General features: G+C 57.0%; 5 protein-coding genes. 4 read left to right on the top strand and 1 reads right to left on the bottom strand.

Annotation, left to right across the window (positions count from 1 at the left end; all coding sequences use genetic code 11):
* Nucleotides 1-49 precede the first annotated feature (49 nt).
* Nucleotides 50-1,849 carry an FAD-dependent oxidoreductase gene (locus BDE01S_RS06715; protein WP_066079134.1) on the bottom strand — a complete coding sequence of 600 codons (1,800 nt, stop codon included), beginning with the start codon at nt 1,847-1,849 and terminating at the stop codon, nt 50-52.
* A 769-nt stretch (nt 1,850-2,618) separates the two neighbouring features.
* Between BDE01S_RS06715 and BDE01S_RS06710 the strand changes: the two genes are divergently transcribed.
* The 4 genes from BDE01S_RS06710 (at nt 2,619) to pobA (ending at nt 7,166) form a co-directional block, all read left to right on the top strand.
* Nucleotides 2,619-3,950 carry an MFS transporter gene (locus BDE01S_RS06710; RefSeq protein WP_066079131.1) on the top strand — a complete coding sequence of 444 codons (1,332 nt, stop codon included), beginning with the start codon at nt 2,619-2,621 and terminating at the stop codon, nt 3,948-3,950.
* Between the two features lie 83 nt (nt 3,951-4,033).
* The gene (locus tag BDE01S_RS06705) at nt 4,034-5,065 is read left to right on the top strand and encodes an amidohydrolase family protein (protein WP_066079127.1); all 1,032 of its coding nucleotides are present in this window, start codon (nt 4,034-4,036) and stop codon (nt 5,063-5,065) included.
* 2 nt (nt 5,066-5,067) lie between these two features.
* Nucleotides 5,068-5,766 carry a 4-carboxy-4-hydroxy-2-oxoadipate aldolase/oxaloacetate decarboxylase gene (ligK, locus tag BDE01S_RS06700; RefSeq protein WP_066079124.1) on the top strand — a complete coding sequence of 233 codons (699 nt, stop codon included), beginning with the start codon at nt 5,068-5,070 and terminating at the stop codon, nt 5,764-5,766.
* 230 nt (nt 5,767-5,996) lie between these two features.
* Nucleotides 5,997-7,166 (top strand): 4-hydroxybenzoate 3-monooxygenase, encoded by a 1,170-nt coding sequence (gene pobA, locus BDE01S_RS06695; RefSeq protein ID WP_066079121.1) that lies wholly within the window; start codon nt 5,997-5,999, stop codon nt 7,164-7,166.
* Nucleotides 7,167-7,234: the final 68 nt, after the last annotated feature.

The following is a 7,234-nucleotide window of genomic DNA, read 5'->3' as shown; positions in this document are numbered from 1 at the left end:
GGTAAAGGCGGCTTGGCTGCGGCTGCCTCAATCCGAGTGAAGTCCTCCGTCATTTTTCAGACGGCCTAAGCAGGCTGCCCTGATAGTCCGCCGACGGGCAAACGCTGCCGTCGTCTTCGTATTCCGTTACGCCTGCGATATGGCGGGCGGCGGTGTAGCCGAAAGTGAGTGCGGGGCCGATGTTGATGCCGCCGCAGGGGTAGTTGCCGCCGAATACGGATTTTTGGTCGAGGCCGACGGCATAGAGGCCGTCTGAAATGCTGCCGTCGCGCCGTAAAACGCGCGAGAAGGCGTCTACGGCGATGCCGGCGAAGGTGCCGAACGAGCCGACTTGTACTTTCACGGCGTAATACGGGCCTTTGCCCAAAGGGGCGAGCGAGGGATTGGGATAGCCGGTGGATGCGTCACCGCCGTAGCGGTTGAACGGGGTGTCGCCGCGCCCGAAGTCGGTGTCTTTGCCCTGCTTGGCCATTCGGTTGAATCCGGCTACGGTTGACATCAGGCCGACGGGGTCGATGCCGCATTTTTCGGCCAGTTCGTCGAGCGTGTCGGCTTCTTCAATGCATTTCAGGTATCGGGTGTAAACGGCCAGCGGTATCGGCCGCGGTTTGGCATAGCCGAACATGTAGCTGCGTACGGCGCGTTTGTCGCCTATCAGCCAGGATTCGACCGCTTCGCCTTCGGGCACGGCTTGGAGCATGCCGGCCACATAGTCGTAATAGCCGTTGGCCTCGTTGACAAAGCGTTTGCCGTTTTTCAACACGCCGATGATGCCGGGTTTGGCGCGGTCGGCAATGTGCGGGAACACGCCTTCGCTGCCGTCTTTGAATTTCACGACGGATACGGGACACCATGCGGCGGGCGAGCGGCCGGAGTCGTCGAGATAGCCGCCCGCGCTTTCGGCCAAGGCCAGACCTGCGCCGTCGGCCTCTTGCGGTGCGAGCGTCCAATGCTGCGTGCCGTCGGGATTGCGCGGAAAGTTTTTGCGCCGTTCGATGTTGGCGGGATAGCCGCCGGTGGCCAGCACCACGCCCTTGGCCGCGCGGACTTGCACTGTGCCTTGCGGGGTATCGAGATATGCGCCGACGGTTTTGCCGTTTCCGTCTTCAATCAGTGCTTTCACCGAGGTATTGACCTGAATGTCCACGCCTTTTTCATCGGCGGCCTGCACCAGCCGGGCAATCATTGCCAAGCCGTTGACCATCTGCATGTTGCGTTTGTAAACGATTTTGTCGTAGAGGTGGATGCCGAAGCGTTTGGCGGCATAAAGGAAGCTCTGCGGCTTTTTCATTGCGTTGAGGAAATGCCCCAAATCCGGCCCCGCCATGATGCCCATGCCCCAAAACGAGGTCATTTTGTATTGGTCGGGCAGAATGCCGAGCAGATGTCGGGGCAGCTGCTTGGCGTAAAACGGGGTGGCGGCAACGGAGCGGTGCCCCGTGCCCGCGCCGGGCAGCCGGCCGTAGATGTCGCAGATTTTTGCGCCGGGCGTGAATTTCAGCGGTGTGGAATTTTCAAAAAAGCCGACCATGTGCGGCACGTTTTCCAAAAACATTTCAATGCGTTCGTGGTCGTAGTCGGCTTCACCGATAACGGCTTTGAGATAATTGCGGAAATCGTCGCGCGGTTCGTTGACCCCGTCGGCCTTTGCTAGCGGATTGCCGGGCGTCCAAGCCCAGCCGCCCGACCGTGCCGTTGCGCCGCCGCAGCTTGCCGCACGCTCGGCTACGATGACTTTCAGACCGTGGTGCGCCGCCGTAACCGCCGCTGCCAGCCCGCCCGCGCCGCTGCCCGCGACCAATACGTCGCAATGCCATTGCGGAATATTTTGCATTGTCTGCTGCGACATCGCCGCCACCTTGTGTAGTATCCTGTAACAAACCCTATTATTAGGTGCCGGCCCGTCTCTTGCCATATCGCTTCCGATATAACTCCTATGCTTTATCTGCACACCGCGCTACCCGCAGCATGCCCGGCCGAACCTGAAGCAAAATTCAAGTATTTGATTTTTATGTTTATTAAATCATGCTTTCCGGAAATGGATGATTCAACGGTATTTTTCAGACGGCCTGAGCTTTTGCCAAAATCAAAAAAGGCCGGGACCTTTGCAAAAAAGTTTGGGCTTCCGGTGACGTCATTAGCTACGCAAGTCCACTCCACTCCCCCCGCGCAGGCGGGAATCTACCGATAAAATGAAGTAACTTATTTTGAAACAATATGTTGCTTAATATTTAAAGTAGATTCCCGCCTGCGCGGGGGGAGTGGAGTGGACTTGCGTAGCTAATGACGGCTAAGGGATTTTAAATATTTTTGCAAAGGTCTCAGGTAGTATAGCAAGACGAGTTAACGACGTATGATTTTGTAGTTGAATGACTAGAATTTCAACAGAACTTATATTTCTCAACCGTTTGTCTTATCCCGAACGCACGTTAGTTAAACCATGTTTTCCGGATATGGATTATTCAACGGTATTTTTCAGACGGCCTGCTATACAAATTTGTTATAACTCTTAGTATGATTGCACACTTTAAATCGGGTGATTTATCAACAATAATGTTTTTCATAAAAACACTTTGAGAAATCATCAGGTTTCCGCCGACTACAAAATGGAGAAGCTCATGCAGTCCACACAACGCGTTATCAACATTCAGGATTTCCTTAACGGAAGCCGCTTTTCAGGCTACCAGTGGATGATTTTCATCGTCTGCTTTCTGGTGGCGTTTTTCGACGGCATGGATACGGCCGCCATCGGCTATATCGCCCCCAGCCTGCTCGACGATTGGGGCATTGAGAAAAAGGAACTGGCGCCGGTATTGAGTGCGGCTTTGTTCGGCTTGGCCATCGGTGCGGTGTCGTTCGGCCCGGTTGCCGACAAAATCGGCCGCAAGGTGGTGCTGACTTTTTCGGTATTTCTGTTTTCCGCCATGTGCGTGGCTTCGGCTTATGCCCAAGATTTGACGCAGATGAGCATTTTGCGCTTCATCACGGGCTTGGGACTGGGGGCGGCCATGCCGAATGCGGTCACGCTGCTGACGGAGTTCTGCCCTGCCCACAAACGCGCCACCATTGTCAACACCATGTATTGCGGCTTCCCCATCGGCGCGGCGGCGGGCGGTTTTTTCGCTTCGTGGCTGATTCCCGAATACGGCTGGCGCACGGCACTGTTTTGGTGCGGTATGCTGCCGCTGATTCTGAGCTTTATCATGATTTTCCTGCTGCCGCGCTCGCCCTCGTATCTGGTGGTGAAGAAAAAGCCGGCGGAGGAAGTGAGAAAAATCCTGCGCCGTATCAATCCGTCAGCCGCTTTGGACAATGCTGTGTTCGTAGTGGACGAAAACAAAGGCGCCCAGCAGACCGAAAATCCGATGGCCATGGTGATGGGGCGGCATTTCCGCACCGGCTCCGTGCTGCTGTGGGCCAGTTATTTCCTCGGCCTGATTATTTTCTACGCGATGATCAACTGGATGCCCGTTATCTTTAAAGAGGCGCAAATGCCGCCCGAATTGGGCCCGAAGATTTCCGGCCTGTTTGCACTGGGCGGACTGGGCGCGATTGCCAACGGCTATCTGATGGACAAGTTCAACGGCAACAAGCTGATTGCGTTTATGTCGCTGATGACCGCCGTATCGGTCGCCTTCATCGGTTGGTCCATCGGACAGGGTTTGGGGCTGCTGATTGCGGTGGTGTTGATTGCCGGCGTATTCCAAAATACCGCCCAGTCTTCCCTGCCCGCGCTGGCTGCCAAGTTTTATCCCACCGAGTGCCGCACGACGGGCGTATCGTGGATGTTGGGCATAGGCCGCTTCGGCGCGATTGCGGGCACGTTCCTGACCGGACAGCTTTTGGCGTGGCAGCTGGATTTTGTAACCATCTTTATCATTCTTGCCCTTCCTTCGCTGTTGATGGTCTTCTGCCTGATGATGAAACAGAAGCTCTACGGCGACAGCTGAATATTCAGACGGCCTCTTACGCCCTGCCGGAACAGGCCGTCTGAAAACCGACATTCTTAACTTGATGCAAACGGAGAAACCCCATGAGCCTGATTATCGACTGCCACGGCCACTACACCACCGCCCCGCCTTCATTGGAAGCCTGGCGCAACAAGCAAATCGCCGCCATCGGCAACCCGTCGCAAATGCCCAAAGCCGGCGAACTCAAAATCAGCGACGACGAATTGCGCGAAACCATCGAGAAGAACCAGCTGCGCCTGATGAAAGAGCGCGGTGCGGACATGACGCTTTTCTCTCCGCGCGCCAGCTTTATGGCGCACCACATCGGTGATTTTGAAGTGTCTTCCGCTTGGGCGGCGATTTGTAACGAATTGTGCTACCGCGTATCGCAACTTTTTCCGGACAATTTCGTTCCCGTCGCCATGTTGCCGCAAAGCCCCGGTGTGGCCGTCGAAACCTGCATTGCCGAGCTGGAACGCTGCGTCAACGAATACGGCAACGTCGGTATCAACCTCAATCCCGACCCCAGCGGCGGCCATTGGACTTCCCCGCCCCTGACCGACAAATACTGGTATCCGATTTACGAAAAAATGGTGGAATACGACATCCCCGCCATGATTCACGTTTCCACCTCGTGCAACCACTGCTTCCACACCACCGGCGCGCACTACCTGAACGCCGACACCACCGCGTTTATGCAGCTGCTGCAAGGCGATTTGTTTAAAGACTTCCCCACCCTGCGCTTCATCATCCCGCACGGCGGCGGCGCGGTGCCCTACCACTGGGGACGTTTCCGCGGCCTGGCGATGGTGCTGAAAAAGCCCGAACTGGAAGAACATTTGCTGAACAACATCTTCTTCGACACCTGCGTTTACCACCAGCCCGGCATTGACCTGCTGCTGGACGTGGTGCCGAACAAAAACATCTTGTTTGCCTCCGAAATGATCGGCGCGGTACGCGACATCGACCCGCGCACCGGCTTCTACTTCGACGACACCAAACGCTACATCGAAGCCGCCGCCCTTTCCGCCGAAGACAAACACCAAATCTACGAAGGCAACGCCCGCCGCGTCTTCCCGCGCTTGGACGCCCTGCTCAAATCGAAAGGACTGTAAACATGACCGATGTGTATCTGAACCAACTGGGCGTGGTCAAACGCAACATCAAACGCGCCGACCCGGCCGCGGTGGAAAAACTGTCGCGCTTCGGCGTGGCCACCATTCACGAAGCGATGGGGCGCACCGGCCTGATGAAACCCTATATGCGCCCCGTGTACAGCGGCGCGAAAATCTGCGGCACCGCCGTCACCATCCTGCTGCAGCCGGGCGACAACTGGATGATGCATGTGGCTGCCGAGCAGCTGCGTCCGGGCGATGTGGCCGTGGCCGCCTGCACCACCGACAACGCCGACGGCTTTTTCGGCGACCTGCTGGCCACTTCGTTCAAAGCCCAAGGTTGCAAAGGCCTGATTATCGACGGCGGCGTGCGCGACGTGGCCGACTTGGAAGCCATGTGCTTCCCCGTATTCGCCAAAGCCATCCACGCCAAAGGCACGATTAAAGCCACGCTGGGTTCGGTCAACGTACCCGTGGTGTGCGCGGGCGCATTGGTCAACCCGGGTGATGTCGTCATTGCCGACACCGACGGCGTAGTGGTCGTGCCCGCCGACCGCGCCATGGAGATTGCCGACGCCGCCGAAGCGCGCGAAGCCAACGAAGGAAATAAACGCGAGCTGTTCGCCAACGGCACTTTGGGGTTGGATTTGTACAAAATGCGCGAGCCGCTGGAAAAAGCCGGTTTGAAATACATCGATTGACGGTCTCCGGACAGGATCGGATACAGGCCCGTCTGAAAAACCGCGCCCCCGTAGGCTCCTTAGGCCGGGCTTCAGCCCGGCAAAACAGTGCACCGCCCCAAACCCGGTCATGCCGGGCTAAAGCCCGGCCTACCACGCCCCAAAACACCATAAAAACAAGGCCGAAGCCAAACAGGCCGTCTGAAACGCTTTGCAACACCGTTTTACATAAAAGACAAAGGAGAAAGCCCATGAAAACCCAAGTCGCCATCATCGGCGCAGGCCCCTCGGGTCTGCTGCTCGGCCAGCTGCTGTATCAAAACGGTATCGACAACGTGATTTTGGAGCGCAAAAGCGCGGATTATGTTTTGAGCCGTATCCGCGCGGGCGTATTGGAACACACCACCGTGCAAGGCTTGGAAAAAGCGGGCGCGGCCGAGCGCATGCACCGCGAAGGCTTGGTGCACGAAGGCGTGGAGCTGGTGTTCGACCACAAACACATCCGCGTGGATTTTGAAAAAGAAGTCGGCAAACATGTGGTGGTGTACGGCCAAACCGAAGTCACCCGCGACCTGATGGACGCGCGTGCGGCAAGCGGCGGCCTGACCGTTTACGAAGCGGAAGACGTCGCCCTGCACGAAATCGATACCGATGCGCCTTATGTCACCTACCTCAAAGACGGCACCCGACACCGCTTGGATTGCGACTTTATCGCCGGCTGCGACGGTTTCCACGGTGTATCGCGCCAAAGCATTCCCGAGGGCGTATTGAAAACCTACGAGCGCGTGTATCCCTTCGGCTGGCTCGGTCTGTTGTCGGACACGCCGCCGGTATCGGAGGAGCTGATTTACGCCAAACATCCCAACGGCTTCGCTTTGTGCAGCCAGCGTTCCACCACCCGCAGCCGCTATTACCTGCAAGTGCCGCTGAGCGACAAGGTGGAGGATTGGCCGGACGGGCGTTTCTGGGACGAACTGAAAAACCGTCTGCCGCCCGAAACCGCCGCCAAGCTCGTGACCGGCCCGAGTTTGGAAAAAAGCATTGCGCCGCTGCGCAGCTTTGTGAGCGAGCCGATGCGCTATCAATCCCTGTTTCTGGCGGGCGATGCCGCGCATATCGTGCCGCCCACCGGTGCGAAGGGGTTGAATCTGGCCGCGGGCGACGTGCAATGCCTGGCCGATGCGCTGTGCGATTACTACCGAAACGGCAGCAGCGCGGGCATTGACGGCTATTCCGAACGCTGCATGAAGCGCGTGTGGGCAGCGGAACGTTTTTCTTGGTATATGACCAAGCTGCTGCACACCTTCCCCGATGCCGACGACTTCGAACGTAAAATGCAGGAAGCCGAATTCAACCAACTCGAGCTGACCGAAAACGCCGTCAAAACGCTGGCGGAAAACTATGTCGGTCTGCCGTATTGACGATGTAAGGTTTCAGGCGGCTTTTTTGATTTTTTCCAAGATTTCAGGCCGTCTGAAAAAACAGACCG

It is taken from the genome of Bergeriella denitrificans NBRC 102155 (genome assembly GCF_001592185.1).
In the GTDB taxonomy this organism is placed as follows: domain Bacteria; phylum Pseudomonadota; class Gammaproteobacteria; order Burkholderiales; family Neisseriaceae; genus Neisseria; species Neisseria denitrificans.
This window is presented reverse-complemented; position numbering and strand designations above follow the sequence as displayed.

What these genes read in the sequence shown, in the direction of transcription:
- BDE01S_RS06715 (WP_066079134.1), bottom strand. Translation starts at nt 1,849, where the DNA reads ATGTCGCAGCAGACAATGCAAAATATTCCGCAATGGCATTGCGACGTA.
- pobA (WP_066079121.1), top strand. Translation starts at nt 5,997, where the DNA reads ATGAAAACCCAAGTCGCCATCATCGGCGCAGGCCCCTCGGGTCTGCTG.
- ligK (WP_066079124.1), top strand. Translation starts at nt 5,068, where the DNA reads ATGACCGATGTGTATCTGAACCAACTGGGCGTGGTCAAACGCAACATC.
- BDE01S_RS06710 (WP_066079131.1), top strand. Translation starts at nt 2,619, where the DNA reads ATGCAGTCCACACAACGCGTTATCAACATTCAGGATTTCCTTAACGGA.
- BDE01S_RS06705 (WP_066079127.1), top strand. Translation starts at nt 4,034, where the DNA reads ATGAGCCTGATTATCGACTGCCACGGCCACTACACCACCGCCCCGCCT.